At 63.3% G+C, this 16536-nt stretch carries 17 protein-coding genes; 9 read left to right on the forward strand and 8 right to left on the reverse strand.

Translation table 11 applies throughout. From position 1 onward, the window contains the following. Positions 1-65: 65 nt before the first annotated feature. Positions 66-356: a DUF3175 domain-containing protein gene (locus tag EB231_RS16455; RefSeq protein ID WP_172349730.1), complete on the reverse strand. Its 291-nt coding sequence runs from the start codon at positions 354-356 to the stop codon at positions 66-68. Between the two features lie 178 nt (positions 357-534). On the opposite strand from EB231_RS16455, the gene EB231_RS16460 reads away from it, so the two are divergent. The 7 genes from EB231_RS16460 to EB231_RS16490 all read left to right on the forward strand — a co-directional run bounded on the left by EB231_RS16460 (position 535) and on the right by EB231_RS16490 (position 8638). After that, a complete protein-coding gene (locus EB231_RS16460; protein WP_172349731.1) occupies positions 535-1764 on the forward strand; it encodes an MFS transporter in 1230 nt (409 codons plus the stop codon). Positions 1765-1926: 162 nt separating this feature from the next. After that, positions 1927-2955, forward strand: a complete 1029-nt coding sequence (locus EB231_RS16465; RefSeq protein ID WP_172349732.1) for a LacI family DNA-binding transcriptional regulator — start codon at positions 1927-1929, stop codon at positions 2953-2955. Positions 2956-3262: 307 nt separating this feature from the next. After that, entirely contained in the window at positions 3263-4390 is a 1128-nt protein-coding gene (locus EB231_RS16470) for a sugar ABC transporter substrate-binding protein (RefSeq protein WP_172349733.1), read from the forward strand. Between the two features lie 75 nt (positions 4391-4465). Continuing rightward, on the forward strand, positions 4466-6013 hold the full coding sequence (locus tag EB231_RS16475; RefSeq protein ID WP_172349734.1) for a sugar ABC transporter ATP-binding protein: 1548 nt from the start codon (positions 4466-4468) through the stop codon (positions 6011-6013). After that, positions 6010-6990, forward strand: coding sequence for an ABC transporter permease (locus EB231_RS16480; protein ID WP_056571838.1), 981 nt, complete (start codon positions 6010-6012; stop codon positions 6988-6990). Before EB231_RS16475 ends, EB231_RS16480 begins: the two co-directional genes overlap by 4 nt. Beyond that, positions 6987-7973 carry an ABC transporter permease gene (locus EB231_RS16485; protein ID WP_172349735.1) on the forward strand — a complete coding sequence of 329 codons (987 nt, stop codon included), beginning with the start codon at positions 6987-6989 and terminating at the stop codon, positions 7971-7973. Before EB231_RS16480 ends, EB231_RS16485 begins: the two co-directional genes overlap by 4 nt. Positions 7974-8089: 116 nt before the next feature. Beyond that, positions 8090-8638 (forward strand): gluconokinase, encoded by a 549-nt coding sequence (locus tag EB231_RS16490; RefSeq protein ID WP_172349736.1) that lies wholly within the window; start codon positions 8090-8092, stop codon positions 8636-8638. Here the strand turns inward: EB231_RS16490 and EB231_RS16495 are convergent. The 3 genes from EB231_RS16495 to EB231_RS16505 form a co-directional block, all read right to left on the reverse strand. Then, on the reverse strand, positions 8633-9769 hold the full coding sequence (locus EB231_RS16495; protein WP_172349737.1) for a hypothetical protein: 1137 nt from the start codon (positions 9767-9769) through the stop codon (positions 8633-8635). The two genes, EB231_RS16490 and EB231_RS16495, sit on opposite strands and share 6 nt — an antisense overlap. Before the next feature lie 98 nt (positions 9770-9867). Beyond that, on the reverse strand, positions 9868-10317 hold the full coding sequence (locus EB231_RS16500) for an RrF2 family transcriptional regulator (RefSeq protein WP_027029809.1): 450 nt from the start codon (positions 10315-10317) through the stop codon (positions 9868-9870). A gap of 250 nt (positions 10318-10567) precedes the next feature. Then, positions 10568-11554, reverse strand: coding sequence for a sulfate ABC transporter substrate-binding protein (locus tag EB231_RS16505; RefSeq protein WP_172349738.1), 987 nt, complete (start codon positions 11552-11554; stop codon positions 10568-10570). Between the two features lie 224 nt (positions 11555-11778). On the opposite strand from EB231_RS16505, the gene EB231_RS16510 reads away from it, so the two are divergent. Next, positions 11779-12054: an antitoxin gene (locus tag EB231_RS16510; protein ID WP_172349739.1), complete on the forward strand. Its 276-nt coding sequence runs from the start codon at positions 11779-11781 to the stop codon at positions 12052-12054. Beyond that, the gene (locus tag EB231_RS16515) at positions 12054-12452 is read left to right on the forward strand and encodes a type II toxin-antitoxin system VapC family toxin (RefSeq protein WP_172349740.1); all 399 of its coding nucleotides are present in this window, start codon (positions 12054-12056) and stop codon (positions 12450-12452) included. Before EB231_RS16510 ends, EB231_RS16515 begins: the two co-directional genes overlap by 1 nt. Positions 12453-12467: 15 nt before the next feature. Here the strand turns inward: EB231_RS16515 and EB231_RS16520 are convergent, their stop codons facing one another. The 4 genes from EB231_RS16520 to EB231_RS16535 all read right to left on the reverse strand — a co-directional run bounded on the left by EB231_RS16520 (position 12468) and on the right by EB231_RS16535 (position 16350). Further along, positions 12468-13508: a sulfate/molybdate ABC transporter ATP-binding protein gene (locus EB231_RS16520; protein ID WP_172349741.1), complete on the reverse strand. Its 1041-nt coding sequence runs from the start codon at positions 13506-13508 to the stop codon at positions 12468-12470. 13 nt (positions 13509-13521) lie between these two features. After that, positions 13522-14406 (reverse strand): sulfate ABC transporter permease subunit CysW, encoded by an 885-nt coding sequence (gene cysW / locus EB231_RS16525; protein WP_172349742.1) that lies wholly within the window; start codon positions 14404-14406, stop codon positions 13522-13524. Beyond that, positions 14399-15250 (reverse strand): sulfate ABC transporter permease subunit CysT, encoded by an 852-nt coding sequence (gene cysT / locus EB231_RS16530; RefSeq protein ID WP_172349743.1) that lies wholly within the window; start codon positions 15248-15250, stop codon positions 14399-14401. Before cysT ends, cysW begins: the two co-directional genes overlap by 8 nt. 71 nt (positions 15251-15321) lie before the next feature. Next, the gene (locus EB231_RS16535) at positions 15322-16350 is read right to left on the reverse strand and encodes a sulfate ABC transporter substrate-binding protein (protein WP_056571863.1); all 1029 of its coding nucleotides are present in this window, start codon (positions 16348-16350) and stop codon (positions 15322-15324) included. Between the last annotated feature and the right edge of the window lie 186 nt (positions 16351-16536).

Below are 16536 nucleotides of genomic sequence, written 5' to 3' on the forward strand. Positions count from 1 at the left end.
CGCACCGGTTCTCGAGAACCACCATTCTCGGCTCGTCCTGAATCTCAACAAACCCCAGGCCGGAGCTACTCTTCCTTCTCGCGGCCGAAGGCCACGCGCAGTTCGTCCTTGGCGTGCTCGAGCACCTGTCTGCGCGCGGCGGGCAGGTTCTTGCCGGCGCGGTTGATGTAGAAATTCAGCATCGACATCGCTGACTGGAAGGGTTCGGCCTTGCGGCGGTGGCTGTGCTCGGCCGACCGCTTGAGCGAGGCGGCGATCTTTTTGGCGTCGTCGGATTCGAAGACGTGATCCTCAAGATCCATCGCGTCGCTGTGCTCGGTCACCTCGGCCGACCATTTCTTCTTGGCTGTGGTCATGGCTGGGACTCCTATGCGGGTTCGCTGATCGGAAAACTCCAGACATTGGCGTCGGTTCCCGCCTTCGTGCACGCTCTGGAGCCACGGATTTGCTGGCCGTGGCGCTGCTGTGGGCTGAGAATGTGCCGATAGTGGCCGAAACGGCAGCCGATTTCGAGACCGCCGACAGGAAACGCCTTTGACCCGAACCGACTTGAGCCGGCCCAGTCCCGGCATCGACAGTTCCTACGCGTGGATGCGGCTGGCCATCTCAATGCTGCTGGCGACGATCGGTGCGGTCGGCATGTGGGCGGTGGTCGTGGTGCTGCCTGCCGTGCAGGCCGAGTTCGGCGTCGACCGTGCCGCGGCATCGATGCCCTACACCGCGACCATGGTTGGCTTTGCCGCCGGCAATGTGCTGGTCGGCCGCGCCATCGATCGCATGGGCTATTGGATCCCGGCACTGTTCTCTTCCGTGGCGCTCTCCGCCGGCCTGCTGCTCGCCGCGCTTTCGACCTCGATCCTGCAATTCACCCTTGCCCAAGGGGTGCTGATCGGTGTCGGCACTTCGGTGATCTTCGGGCCGCTGATCGCCGACATCTCGCACTGGTTCAACCGGCGGCGCGGCGTCGCCGTGACAGCGGCCGCGGCCGGCAACTATCTCGCCGGCGCGCTCTGGCCCACCATCATGCCGACGCTGATCAAGGCGGAAGGCTGGCGCTTCACCTACGCGGCGATTGGTGTCTTCTGCCTGGTCACCATGGTGCCCCTGGTGCTGTTGCTGCGACGAGGTGCTCCTGACGCGGCCGCTGCTGGCTCGCCCGGGAGCCGGCCGGTGCAGCCGATTCCCATGTCGCCGGCGGCGCTGCAAATGCTGCTGGTCGTTGCCGGCCTCGGCTGTTGCGTGGCGATGTCGATGCCACAGGTGCACATCGTCGCCTATTGCATGGATCTTGGCTACGGCATGGCGCATGGCGCCGACATGTTGTCGATCATGATGGCGGCGGGCGTCGTCAGCCGGCTTGCCTCCGGCTTTATCGCCGATCGCATCGGCGGTGCGAAAACCTTGCTCATCGGTTCGGTGCTCCAGTGCCTGTCGCTGCTGTTTTACATTCCGTTCGACGGACTGGCCTCGCTCTACGTCGTGTCGCTGGTGTTCGGCCTGTCGCAAGGCGGCATCGTGCCTTGCTACGCGATCATCGTGCGCGAGTACCTGCCCGCCAAGGAGGCCGGCCAGCGTATCGGCATCGTCATGATGGCGACGATCTTCGGCATGGCGATCGGCGGCTGGATGTCGGGTTGGATCTACGACCTGACCGGTTCCTACGCCGCCGCCTTCCTCAACGGCATCGCGTGGAATCTGCTGAACATAGTGGCGATCGGGCTGTTCATGTGGAAGGCAAGGCACAGAGCCGTCATGGCAGCCTGACGCGAGGGGCGGGGCGCGGTTCTGAGCACCTCGGCTTGACAACGGGCAGGCACTGCGCGACCCCAGAGGCCGAAGGGTGCGGCAACAGGCCGGTGAGATGGCGACAGCTGGGATGATCATATTGCGGGCGCGCTTCGGCTGCCATGCGCACGAGCCGTGGCCTTGATCAAGCCGCGCTCGCGCCGGGGCGGCGGCCGCCCGACCATATCGGATGTCGCGCGCAAGGCCGGCGTCGGCGCCATCACAGTGTCGCGCGCGCTGCGTGAGCCGGAGCGTGTGAGCCTGGATTTGCGCCGTCAGATCCAGGCCGCCGTCGACGAGCTTGGCTATGTGCCGGACCCCAATGCGCGGGCTCTGGCCTCGGCGCGCGCCGAAGTGTTCGGCGTGCTGGTGCCCTCGCTCACCAACAACGTCTTCGCCGAGGTGGTGCGCGGCATCTATGACAGCCTGTCGGACAGCCCGTTCCGCATCCAGCTGGGGAACACGCATTATTCGGGACTGGAGGAAGAGCGGCTCTTGCAGGTGTTCGGCTCGCAGCGGCCGGCGGCGCTGATCGTGGCCGGCATCGACCAGACGCCAACCTCGCGAAAACTGCTGGAAAATGCCGGTTGCCCGGTGGTGCAAGTGATGGAGACCGGGCCGGATCCCGTCGACATGATGGTCGGCTTCTCGCATCTCGACGGCGGCAGGACGGCGACCGAGCACCTGATCGAGGTGGGATATCGCCGCATCGGCTTCATCGGTGCGCGCATGGATCCGCGCTCGCAGCGGCGCCTGGCTGGTTATCGCGCCGCGATGGAGAAAGCCGGCCTGTTCGACCCGCGCCTGATCACCACCACGCCGGTGCTGTCCAGCGTGTCGCTCGGCCGCGAAATGTTTCGCGATGCCCTTGCCAAGATGCCGACGCTCGACGGCGTGTTCTGCAACAATGACGATATCGCGCTCGGTGTGCTGTTCGAATGCCATCGCGCCGCGATCGATGTGCCGAAGACGATCGGCATCGTCGGCTTCAACGATCTCGATATGATGCAGGTGGCCTTTCCCTCGATCACCAGCATCCGCACCCATCGCTACGAAATCGGGCGGCGCGCGGTGGCCATGGCGCTGGCGGCGATCGCCGGCGACCGACCGGAGCAACGCATCGTTGACCTCGGCTTCGAGCTCAAGCGCCGCGAGAGCACGGCCCGCTGAACACACTTTCGGGAACGACCGCAAATGGCGCTTTACACAACGTCATGGTAGCGCTACCATTTTCACTGAACGGGCACCGCCAGCAAAGGTATTGCGCCTGTTTATTATACATAAGCAACAGTTCATGCTTGTTTATTATGTATAATATGATAGATTTTCCCCTGATCGATGGGGACGGCAAGGGGAGGGATCGCGGAGGTCTTCGGCACCTGGCAGGCGTGACTGGGCAAGGCGGAGGGGCCAGCCGGAAACGCGAAAATTCCATAAACTGAACCGACACTCAGAACTGCAATCGGGAGGATTATCGATGATCAAGTCACTTGTCGGTGGCGTTGTTGCCGCCAGCGCTTTCGTCATGCTCAACTCGGCCGCCATGGCCGCCGGCCCGGAAATCGTATCCGGTCCCGCCGCCCAGGCCGACTGCTTCGTGCCGTGGAGCGCGGACACGAAATTCTTCAAATATCCAAAGAAGGAAGGCCCGTTCCGCATCGCCTTCGCCAATGGCTATATCGCCAATACCTGGCGCATCCAGATGGTGCAGACGGCCAAGGCCTATGCGGCCCAGCCCGAGGTCAAGGCCAAGATCAAGGAATTCAAGGTCGTCTCGACCGGCGAGGACGTCCCGGCGCAGATCTCGGCGATCAACAATTTCATCGATTCCGGCTATGACGCCATCGTCACGGACGCGCAGAATCCGACCGCTTTCGGTCCGGTCATCAAGCGCGCCAAGGAAGCCGGCATCGTTCTGGTCGCCTTCGACAACATCCTCGACACCAAGGATGCCATCAACGTCAATGTCGACCAGAAGGGGCTTGGCGAATTGTGGGCCAAGTGGCTGGTCGAGAAGGTGCCTAATGGCGGCAAGATCCTCGAGGTGCGTGGTGTGGCCGGCACCTCCGTCGATACCGATCGCCACAATGGCATCCATGAAGTGCTCGACGCCTCCGGCAAGAAATGGGACGTCACCGAAGTCGCCGGCAAATGGGATGACGGCGTGGCGCAGAAGGTGACCGCCGACGCCATCGCCACCAACGGTCCGTTCGACGGCATCACCGGCCAGGGTGGCGATACCGGCATCGTCCAGGCGATGATCGATGCCAAGCATCCGTTCGTGCCGTTCGGCGGCGAAACCGAAAACGGCTTCCGCAAGTTCTGCGCGGCCCATTCCGCCGATGGCCTGAAATGCACCTCCGCTGGCTCCGGTCCGGCCCAGGTTGCCGTCGCCATCAAGACCGCGATCGCGGCACTCGAAGGCGAGGTGGTGCCGCAGGAAGTGAAGCTGCCGCTGGCTGTCGCCACGGATCCGGACATGAAGGAAGGCACCGATTACTTCCCGAAGGAATCCGACAATTTTTTCGTCGGCAATTCCTTCCCGACCTGCGGCATCAATTTCAGTGCCCAGGAAATCATGGGGCAGACCAAGGAAAACCAGTAATCGCTGGCCAATGCCTGGCGCCGCGGCTTGCTCCGTGGCGCCAGCCTGCAATCCCACAATGGCCCTGGAGGGTTGATGGACGGTGCGGCTCCTCTCTTTCGCATGGAAGGCATATCCAAGCGCTACGGCGGCGTGCGGGCGCTGGAAAAGGCCGAGCTTGCGGTCGAAGCCGGCAGCATCCACGCCATTCTCGGTGAAAACGGCGCCGGCAAATCGACGCTGATCAAGGTCATGGCCGGTGTCGTGGCGCCCGACGAGGGCCGCATGATGCTGGACGGCCGCGAAGTGACTTTCGCGTCGCCCGGTGCGGCGAACAAGGCCGGCATCGTCTGCATCTTCCAGGAACTGTCGCTGATCCCCGAGCTCAGCGTTGCCGACAACATCGTCATTTCCGACCCGCCCAAACGCTTCGGCATGATCGACCGCAAGGCGCAGCGCCGCATCGCGGAGGAAGCCCTTGCCCGCGCCGGCGCGGCCGACATCCATCCGCTGGCGCTGGTCAAGGACCTGCCGCTGTCGCGCCGGCAGATGGTCGAGATCGCCAAGGCGTTGGCCAGAAAACCGCGAATCCTGATCCTCGACGAGGCAACCTCGGCGCTGACGGCGGCGGATGTCTCGAAGATATTCGGCGTCTTGAAGCGGCTGCGCTCGGAAGGGTTGGCGCTGCTCTACATCTCGCACCGCATGAACGAGATCGCCGAACTTGCCGATCAGTGCACGGTGTTCCGCAACGGCCGCAACGTCGCCAGCTACAAGGCCGGCTCGAAGAGCGACAATGAGGTGGTCGAACTGATGATCGGCCGCGAATACAGCCACATCTTTCCGCCCAAACCGGCGGCTGCACCGGCCAGCGCCGCCCCCAGGCTCGAAGCGCGCAAGCTCTCCTGGGCCGACCGGCTGCACGACATCTCGCTGACCGTCAGGGCGGGCGAGGTCGTCGGCCTCGGCGGTCTTGACGGCCAGGGCCAGCGCGAATTGCTGCTTGCCTTCTTCGGGGTGCTGCGCGGCCTTGCCGGCGAGGTGCTGATCGACGGCAAGCCGGTGGCCATCAGCAGTCCCGCCGTGGCCCGCCAGGACGGCATCGGCATGGCGCTCATTCCGGAGGACCGCAAGACGGAAGGCTTGATGCTGCCGATGACGGTGCGCGAGAACCTGTCCTTTGCCGCGCTCGACCGGCTGTCCAGGAGCGGCATCATCGATCGCGCCGCCGAGCAGCGGCTGATCGACGATATGGTTGGCCTGCTCGCCATCAAGACGGCGGGTCTCGACATTCCGGTCGGCGCGCTGTCGGGTGGCAACCAGCAGAAGGTGGTCATCGCCAAATGGCTGATGCGCCAGCCGCGCATCATCCTGCTCAACGATCCGACGCGCGGCATCGATGTCGGCACCAAGCAGGAGATCTACCAGCTGATGCGCAAGCTGGCGGATGCGGGTGCGGCGATCCTGTTCTATTCGACCGATTATGACGAGCTGATCGGCTGCTGTGACCGTGTGCTGGTGCTTTACGATGGCGCGGTCAAGCGCGAACTGGTCGGCGCCGAGATCACCGAGCGGGCGCTGATATCGAGCGCGCTCAACATCCATGGCGAGGAGAGCCCGGTGGGCCTGGGAGCAAGCGTGTGAAAGATTGGCGCTACTGGCTGGCCGAGCAGCGCGGAACGCTGCTGGCGCTAGGCATCTTCATCGTCATGTTCGTCATCTACACCTCGAACCATCCGGCCGGATTTACCGCCAATGTGGTGCAGACGGCGGCCAACAAGGGCGTGCTGCTCGCCTTCGTCGCCATGGCGCAGACGCTGGTGGTGATCACCGCCGGCATCGACCTGTCCGTCGGCATGATCTTCCTGCTCACCAACTGCCTGGCTTCCTGGCTGGTGGTGGGCACGCCGGCGCAGACGGCGCTCGGCGTCATCGCCGTGCTGGCGGTCGGCCTTCTGTGCGGCGCCATCAACGGCGCCATCGTCATCTATGGACGACTGCAGCCGATCGTCGCCACCATCGCCACCGGCGCCGTCTATTACGGTATCGGCCTTTTGCTGCGGCCATTCCCGGGCGGCTCGGTCAATGAGGATCTTGCCGATGCGCTGACCGGCCGCGTGTTCGGCGTGGTGCCGGCGAGCCTCGTCGTGCTGCTCGCCATCGTGCTGGTGGTCTGGGTGCCGTTCAGCCGCTCGGTGCTTGGCCGGGCGGCTTACGCGGCGGGATCGTCGGAGACGGCGGCCTACATGTCGGGCGTGCCGATCCGGCGCGGCAAGTTCGCCGCCTACACGCTGGCCGGCCTGCTGGCATCGATCGGCGGTCTGTTCCTGACCTTCTTCACCTATACGGGCGAAGCGGCCTATGCCAGCGGCAACTCCTACACGCTGTTCTCGATCGCCGCCGTGGTGCTCGGCGGCGTCTCGCTGTTCGGCGGCAAGGGCAGCGCCATTGGCGCCATCTTCGGCGCGCTCGCTTTCCGCACCATTGGCGATCTGTTGTTCGTGTTCGATTTCGATCCGCTCTGGCAGCCTTTGTTCCAGGGCGTTATCCTGCTGGTCGCCGTCAGCCTCGGCGCCTTCGCCCTGTTTCGGGTCCGCAACCGGCTGGAGTGGTTCCTGTGAGCGAAACGACGCTTGGCGGCATTGCCGGCCGCATGCCGAAATTCATCCGCCGCGCCGATCCGGCGGTGCTGACGGCTTTTGCCTGCATCGTGGTGCTGCTGTTGCTGGGCAGCCTCTATTCGCGCAGCTTCCTGTCGCCTGAATATCTGCTGCAGCAGCTCAAGGTGGCCTCATTCCTCGGTGTCATCGCCACCGGCATGATGCTGGTCATCCTGCTGGGCCAGATCGACCTGTCGGTGCCCTGGGCGGTGGCGGCGGGCGCTATGATGGCATGCGCGGCGGCGGCCTACGGTCCGGTCGGCGTCGCGCTGGCCATCCCGTTCGGCATCTTCTGCGGCGTGCTGATCGGCGTCGTCAACGGCATCGGCGTTGCCTATCTGCGCATCCCCTCGATGATCATCACACTTGCCACCAACGCCGTCGCGCAAGGGCTGATGGTGGTCTACACCGGGGGCTTCTCGCCGCAGGATTCGGCCACCGGCGCCATGCGTTACCTCGCCACCGGCTTCGCCATTCCGGGCGTCCCCAACGCGGTCATCATCTGGGCGTTGATCGGGGCCGCGATGGTGTTCGTGCTGACCCGCACCGGTTTCGGCCGCACCGTCTACGGCATCGGCAACCGCGAGCGCGCCGCCTATCTCTCGGGCATCGACACAAGGCGCGTGGTGATGATCGCCTTCGCCGTCTCCGGCGGGCTCTCCGCCTTCGGCGGCGTGCTTCTGGCCGGCTATGCCTCCAAGGCGGCGCAGTCGATGGGCGATGCCTATCTCTTGCCGTCGATCGCCGCGGTCGTGCTTGGCGGCACCTCGATCCTCGGCGGGCGCGGGTCCTATCTCGGCACCGTTGCCGGCGTCATCCTGATCACGCTCCTGCAATCCATCCTGTCGGTCATGCAGATGCCGGAGGCGGGGCGACAGATCATCTATGGCGTCGTTATCGTCGCCATGCTGTTGCTCTACGGCCGCGCGCCGGCAAGCCGCTAGAGCCGGATGATTTCAGGTCGAATCGACCTGAAATCTGAATCCGCCTCTAAATCAAGGAGATAGAGCATGATGTCGTCCGAAAGCCGCTTCACACTTTTCGGCATCATGCTCTAGCCGTGGACGAAGAAGCAGCGCAGGCGCCGACGCGCCCCCCCGGCTCAGTGCCTCCGGCCATCGTGGTGATGGGCGTCGCCGGCTGCGGCAAGTCGGCCGTCGGCACCGCGCTGGCGGCCGCGCTGGGCGCCATCTTCATCGAGGGCGACAGGCTGCACCCGCCCGAGAATGTCGCCCGCATGGCAAGCGGCGAGCCGCTCACCGATCAGCTGCGCGAAGGCTGGCTCGATGCGATCGGCGAACACATCGCGGCATCGGTCGGCAAAGGGCAAGGCGTGGTCGCGGCCTGCTCGGCGCTGAAGCGCGGCTATCGCGAACGTCTGCGCGGCTTTTGCCTTGATATCACCTTCCTCTACCTGGAGATCGACCCGGCGACGGCGAGCGAGCGGGTCGCCAGCCGGAAGGGGCATTTCATGCCGGCCAGCCTGGTCGACAGCCAGTTCGCCATACTGGAGCCGCCGAGGAGGGATGAGCGGGCACTGACGATCGACGCGACGAAACCCGTCGCTGATGTGATTGCCGACGCGATCCGGCTGCTGGCCAAATCATGAGCCGGTATCGTCGGTTGTCATGGCATCGTCCGGGGCTTCCGTCAGCCTTCGGCTGCTGGACCAGATCAGCATCTGTTCGGGAAACTGTTTCAGCGCTTCGAGCAGCCGGTCGCGCTTGAGCAGGATATAGCGTGCCTGTCGCACCATGTCCTTGGTTCCGTCCCGTCCCATTTCCGCTTCAGGCGGCAGCAGCTCCGGGCTGATGACGGCCCGGTATTCACGGAAGGGAATGGTCTCGAAGGTCGACATTGCAAACAGCGCCGCCTTGCCCCTTGCGGCGAAATTCGCCGGTGCGGAGGCAAGGTGTGTCCAGCCGCCTTCGCCGATCGCGACCTCGGTGAAGGTCGAGCCTGCATGGATGGTGTTGGTCATCAGCACCACGCCATTGCGCTTCAGGATCTTCTGGATGCGGATGGTGACCTGATAGGCATCGTCGCGCTCAAAGACGATACGGCTCTTGAGGTAGCGGTTCTCGACCTTGACCATCGGCGGGTTCAGGAAACGCAGACCGAACATCGATTCCGAGACACCGTGTGAATTGACGCTCACCTGATGCGCCTCGATGCCCGCCTCGTGCAAGGCGCGCTTGCCGAAGATGGTCTGGGAGGTGAACTGATCGCACCAGATGATGGCGCCGTGGCCGCGCCGCAGTCCCGCCTGCAGTCCTTCCTGTCCCTCCAGCCGGACAATCGGGGACCACCGGAAACCGGCGAGGTGCGCTGCAAACTGCAGCCGGCGGCGGTGGCGCGCCGCGAGCAATGCCTCGAACAGCTTGCGTGCGTCGACGCCGCCGCCCAGCACCGCGCGCGTCGCGGCGGCATAGCCTGGAAATTGCTTGCGCATATGGCGTTTCAGGCGAAGCCTGGACATCCGATCGCAAACCGATGCCCACCAGCGCACCGGCACTGAAGCCGCGACCATGATATAGAAGGCGGCCAGGAGGGTTTCGCGCAGGTCCTGGTTCGAGAACCGGCGCACCTTGCCGGGGCGGACGATCCTGCGGCTGAAGAAGCGCACGTCCTCAGCCCTTTCCGGCACAAGGACATCGGCGATGATTTCAGTCTGGAACCTGGCCGTGGGCGTCGGTCCGCGGGCAGCCTTTCGGGATTTCGCGAACGTCGACAGCCTCATTCAGGGGGCGTCCATCTGTTCCTGTTGCAAGACCGCTTTAATGCGCCTGCGCCCATCGCGCAATCTCACGGGATGAACGGTGTTCGCCAGCCGTCGATCTAGATCTGCGAGGACAGTTCGACCGGGAAATCGTCGTTATCGGCATCGCGCATGGCGGCGAGGCTTCTGTTGTCGAGCACCTCGGCGATCGCCTGCCGCACTTCCAGCATCATGTGCCGGACCTGGCAGGTCGCTTCGTCGCAATCCTCGCAGCGCTGGTACTGTGTGCGGCTGGCGCAGGGAATGGGCGCCAGCGGCCCGTCGAGCACGCGCACGACGTGGCCGATCTTGATCTCCGAGGCCGGGCGGGCGAGGCGATAGCCGCCTTCCTTGCCCTTGCGGCTCTGGACGAAGCCCGCATTGCGCAATTCGCCCAGGATGGCATCCAGGAATTTCTTCGGGATGTTGTTGGCGACGGCGATGTCGTTGACGAAGGCCAATTGCCCAATCGGGAGACTGGAAAGATGCACGAGGGCCTTGAGGCCGTATTTGCCTTTTTTTGTCAGCATGCCCGAGTCAACCCGTTGAAACCCCAACCACCCCGCATCTGGCGGCTGTTTGTGTGCAAATAATGACGGTTTTGCCGCGCAATGGTATTTTGCGAAAGCGAGACGCCAAATGGCACGTTAGGCACAAACGCGTTGATTCTTTGTAACGTTTCGCAGGGATGGCGCTGTATTCGCCATGGCTGAAGGCAAAAACGAAGAAAGCCGGCTCATTGCCGGCTTTGCTTATCTGCTCAATATGTGCCGTGAGCCTTCAGCGGCTGCCATAGGCCTGATCGAGCAGGCCGCCGGCGGCGAAATGCTCTTTCTGGATCTTGTCCCAGCCGCCGAAGACGTCTTCCACGGTCAGCAGGCGTACCTCAGGGAAGTCAGCCTTGTATTTGGCTGCGACGGCTGCGTCACGCACGCGGTTGCCGTTCTGTGCGAGGATGTCCTGGCCTTCGGGTGTGTAGAGGAAGTCGAGATAGGTCTTGGCCAGGTCGCGCGTGCCGTGCTCGTCGGCGACCTTGTCGACGATCGCCACCGGGAATTCGGCGAGCAGGCTGACCGAAGGCGTGACCTGCTCGAACTTGTCGTCGCCATACTCCTTGCGGATGCCGCGCGTCTCGGATTCGAAGGTGATCAGCACGTCGCCGATTTCGCGCTGCACGAAAGTGGTGGTCGCGGCGCGGCCGCCCGTGTCGAAGATCGGAACATTGTTGAACAGCTTGGTGATGAACTCCTTCACCTTGGCATCGTCGCCCTTGAAGGCTTCCTTGGCGTAGGCCGTGGCCGCCAGATAGGTGTAGCGCGCATTGCCCGAGGTCTTCGGGTTGGGGAAGATCACCTGGACGTCGTCGCGCACCAGATCGTTCCAGTCCTTGATATGCTTGGGGTTGCCCGCTCGGACAAGGAACGAGGGCAGCGAATAGAACGGCGAGGCGTTGTCGGGAAAGTCCTTCTGCCAGTCGGCGGATACGAACCCTTTCTTGGCCAGGAAATCGATGTCGGTGACCTGGTTGAAGGTGACGACATCGGCGCCAAGGCCTTCGGCGATCGCGCGCGCCTGCGCCGAGGTGCCGGCATGCGACTGGTCGACGGTCACGCCCGGATGCCCTGATATGAAGGCCTTGTTGACCTGAACGAACAGTTCGCGGCCAACGTCATAGGAGGCGTTGAGCAGCTTGTCGGCCGACCAGGCTTGGGAGGATGCGAGGAACAGGCCGGCGACGGTGGCAACGCCGAGGAAAAATCGCTTCATGAAAAAGGCTCCGGATGCAATGCGTAACTGCTGGACGATAGCCTTGGCGCAGGGGTGGGGCGAGGCATGCATAACGGTTCCGCGACCTTGCCGCGAGAAAAGATGTGGCCAACACAATGGGTCCTTAGAATTCTGTTCCAGATGACACTTCGGCCTGCGTTTTTGTTCCTTGTCCAAGGCTGTCGTTTGGCATATACATATGGCATATACAAACGGAAGCAACCATGCCCCAACACCGTCATTCAACAACGCCGCCACCGAAGGAGGCGAAGCTGTTCCGCAACAATCGCAGCCAGGCGGTGCGCATTCCTGTCGAGTTCGAGCTTCCCGGCGAGAAGGTTCTGATCAGCCGCGAAGGCGACCGCCTTGTCATCGAGCCGCTCCGCAAACCCGGCCTTACCGCGCTGCTCGCCCAATGGGCGAAAGAGCCACCGCTTGGTCCTGAGGACGACTTTCCCGAGATCAAGGATGCGCCCGTTGAAGCTGAGGACATTCTTTGATGCGGTTCATGCTGGATACGAACATTATCAGCGACATGATCCGCAACCCGGCCGGCAAGGCCGCCAGTGCAATGGTGCGCGAAGGAGACGCGGCTGTTTGCACCAGCATCGTCGTCGCCTCTGAATTGCGATATGGCTGCGCCAGGAAGGGGTCGGCCAAGCTCCTCAAGAAGGTCGAGGACCTGCTGGCCGAGATCCCTGTCTTGCCACTCGACGTGCCCGTGGATGCCGAGTACGGCGCACTTCGCGCCGAGTTGGAGTCCGTTGGCCAACCCATTGGCCACAATGACCTTTTTATTGCCGCTCACGCCTGTGTATTGGGTACCACGCTGGTGACGGCCAATATTGGGGAGTTCACCCGGATAGGGAAGCTGAAGGTCGAGAACTGGCTGGAATAGCGCCTGACCCGAAGATCAGACTACCGGAAATAGCTTCCAACGCCCGGGACGGAACGCCACCCGGCTTTTCTGTGCCGCTGGATGATCGACGGGCAGTTCGATCTCGACCCGCTGGCGATCGCCGCCGATCTCGAGCTCCACCCGGCGCGTGCCCGCGACGCGGCGGCTGGCGGCGACCGTGCCGGCGATGCAGCCGCTGCAGCCATCCAGCAATTCGACATCGTGCGGGCGGAAGTAGAGCGTCGCCTCGCCCTCGGGCGCGTGCGGCGCCGAGAGCCCGATCGGACGGTCGGTGAGCCAGATCTCGCCGTTCTCGACCTTGACGGGAAGCGAGCTCGATTCGCCGATGAAGCCATAGACGAAGGGCGAGTTCGGGGTGTCGTAGATGTCGTCGGCGGTGCCGACCTGTTCGATGCGGCCCTGGCTCATCACCACGACGCGGTCGGCGAGTTCCAGCGCTTCTTCCTGGTCGTGGGTGACGAAGACGGTGGTGTGGCCGGTGCGGTCATGGATCTCTCGCAGCCAGCGGCGCAGTTCCCGGCGCACCTGCGCGTCAAGCGCGCCGAACGGCTCGTCGAGCAGCAGCACCTTGGGTTCGATCGCCATGGCGCGGGCCAGCGCGACACGCTGGCGCTGGCCGCCAGACAACTGCGCCGGATAGCGCTTCTCCAGCCCTGAAAGCTGGACGAGGTCGAGAAGCTCGGAGGCGCGGCGGCGGATTTCCTGTGCCGGCGGCCGCGAAGGCCCATGCCGGACCTTCAGGCCGAAGCCGATATTGTCAGCCACGGTCATGTGCCGGAACAGTGCATAATGCTGGAACACGAAGCCGACATTGCGCTCCTGGATCGACTTCTGCGAAGCGTCCTCGTCGCCGAAGAAGATTTTTCCACGGGTCGGCCGCTCCAGCCCGGCGATCAGCCTGAGCAGCGTCGTCTTGCCGGAGCCGGACGGCCCCAGCAATGCGATCAGTTCGCCCGACTTGATGTCGAGCGATACGTCGTGGAGCGCCGGAAACCGCTCGAACTCCTTGCGCACGTTGGCAACGCGAACTTCCATACAAATCCCTCTGTCAGTGTCCGCGCGTCGCGGCGAGTTCGGCGCCGTAGCGCATCTCGAGCAGTGTTTTCAAGACCAGCGTGACGAGCGCCAGCCCGGCAAGCAGTGAGGCGACGGCAAAGGCGCCGACCGCGTTGTACTCGTTGTAAAGAATTTCGACATGCAGCGGCATGGTGTTGGTCAGGCCGCGTATATGGCCCGACACCACCGACACCGCGCCGAATTCGCCCATGGCGCGGGCGTTGCACAGGAGCACGCCATAGAGCAGGCCCCATTTGACATTGGGCAGCGTCACATACCAGAAGGTCTGCCAGCCATTGGCGCCGAGCGAAAGGGCTGCCTCCTCATCGCCATTGCCCTGTTCCTGCATCAGCGGGATCAGTTCGCGGGCGACGAAGGGGAATGTGACGAAGACGGTGGCCAGCACAATACCTGGCACGGCGAACAGGATTTGGATGCCATGTCCCTTCAGCCAATCTCCGAGCAACCCTTGAGCGCCGAACAAAAGCACATAGACCAGGCCGGAGATGACCGGCGAGACTGAGAAGGGCAGGTCGATCAGCGTGGTCAGGAACGCCTTGCCCTTGAATTCGAACTTGGCGATGGCCCAGGCGGCGGAGATGCCGAAGACGACATTGAGCGGCACCGAGATTGCCGCGACGAGCAGCGTCAGGCGGATGGCCGAGCGTGCGTCCGGCTCGCCCAGCGCTTGCGTATAGGCGCCGACGCCTTTCGCCAGCGCTTCGTGGAAGACGATGATCAGCGGCAAGAGCAGAAAGACGCCGAGGAAGACGAAGGCGATGGCCATCAGCACGGCTTGTGCCGGACGGCTTTCGGTCACCGCCGCCGAGCGGCTCTCATGATACGGTTCGTAGGATTTGATTTCGGGATCAGCCATAGCGCTTGCGGCTCCATGTCTGCACGAGATTGACGACCAGAAGCATGACGAACGACAGAGCGAGCATGATCGCCGCGATCGCGGTCGCCGCCGGATAGTTGTACTCCTCCAGCCGGATGACGATCAAAAGCGGCGCGATCTCGGACTTGTAGGGCAAATTGCCCGCGATGAAGATGACCGAGCCGTATTCGCCGACGCCGCGCGCGAACGCCAGCGAAAAGCCGGTGATGATGGCCGGCGCCAGGCCCGGGAACAGCACACGGGTGATGATCTGGAAGCGGCTGGCGCCAAGAGTGGCGGCGGCTTCCTCCACCTCCTTGTCGATCTCCTCCATGATCGGCTGCACGGTGCGTACGACGAAGGGCAGGCCGATGAAGACCAGTGCGACGACGATGCCGAGCGGCGTGTAGGCGACCTTGATGCCGAGCGGCATCAGCAATTTGCCGATCCAGCCGTTCGGCGCGTAGAGCGTGGTCAGCGCGATACCGGCGACCGCGGTCGGCAGCGCGAAGGGCAGGTCGACCATTGCGTCGACGATGCGGCGGCCGGGAAAGCGGTAGCGCACCAGCACCCAGGCGACGAGCGTGCCGAAGACGACATTGACGGCAGCCGCGAGAAAGGCGGTGCCGAAGCTGATTTCCAGCGCATTGATGGTGCGGCGGTCGCTGGCGATCGCCCAGAATTCAGCCCAGCCGAGAGAGGCCGAGCGCCAGATCAGCCCGGATAGCGGAATGAGGATGATGAGGGTGAGGTAGGCAAGCGAGAAGCCGAGCGTCAATCCGAAACCCGGAATGACACTCGGCTGCTTGAACCGCCACCCCGCCTGCGCGGGAGCTGTCGTCATGAAATTCTGGATCGTCCCTTCTTATTCAACCGGACTTTGCTTGAAGCTAGCTTCCTCAGCACAACCGAACCTCACTGGGCCGGCTTGTAGATCTGGTCGAATATACCACCGTCGCCGAAATGATAAGGCTGCGCTTTCTTCCAGCCGCCGAAAAGCGGATCGTCGATCGAGATCAGCTTGATGTCGGGGGTCTTGGGCAGATCCGCTGGTGCGACGAGCTCGGGCTTGGCCGGACGATAGTGGTTCTTGGCGATGATCGTCTGGCCTTCCTTGGAATAGAGCCAGCCGAGATAGGCCTCGGCCACCTTGCGCGTGCCCTTGGCATCGACGTTGGCGTCGACAATCGCCACCGGCGGCTCGGCCAGGATCGACGTCGGCGGATAGACTATCTCGAAATTGTCGGCGCCGAATTCGTCGAGCGCCAGATAGGCATCGTTTTCCCAGCCGATCAGCACGTCGCCGATGCCCTTTTGCGCGAAGGTGACGGTCGAGCCGCGCGCACCGGTGTCGAGAACCGGGGCATTGGCGTAAAGCTTGCCGACGAATTCCTTGGTCTTGGCCTCGTCGCCGCCGTCATGGGCATTGGCATAGGCCCAGGCGGCCAGATAGTTCCAGCGTGCGCCACCCGAGGTCTTGGGGTTGGGGGTGATCACCTGGGTGCCGTCCTTGACGAGGTCATTCCAGTCGTGAATCCCCTTGGGATTGCCCTTGCGAACCAGGAAGATGATGGTCGAGGTGTAAGGCGCTGAATTGTTTTCGAATTTCTTGCGCCAGTCGGGATTGATCTTCTTCGACTTCGAGACGATGGCGTTGATGTCGCCCTCGAGCGCCAGCGTGACCACGTCGGCGTCGAGGCCGTCGATCACGGCGCGGGCCTGGGCACCCGATCCGCCATGCGACTGCTGGATCGTCACCGTCTCGCCGGTCTCGGCTTTCCAATGGGCGACGAAAGCCTCGTCATAGGCCTTGTAGAGCTCGCGTGTCGGATCATAGGACACGTTGAGGATGGTGGTGTCGGCGAACGCGAAACCGAGCGTGCCGAACTGGACAGATGTGGCGACCAGTGCGCCGAGCAGTTTCCTGAAATGAGGTTTGGTCATTTCCGCCTCCGTTGAACCGCGCCAAATCTAGCGAATTGATAGAAATTAGATGCATCGAATGTTGCCTTTTTTGCCCTCCTGAAGAAAATCTTCGACGATCTTCCGCCACATCGGGAAATATCTTCCTCGCCGACGCACTACGCGGACTAGAGGGTCCTATCTAGAGATGCGCCATGCCGCGGCAAG

The organism is Mesorhizobium sp. NZP2298 (assembly GCF_013170825.1).
Classification (GTDB): Bacteria; Pseudomonadota; Alphaproteobacteria; order Rhizobiales; family Rhizobiaceae; genus Mesorhizobium.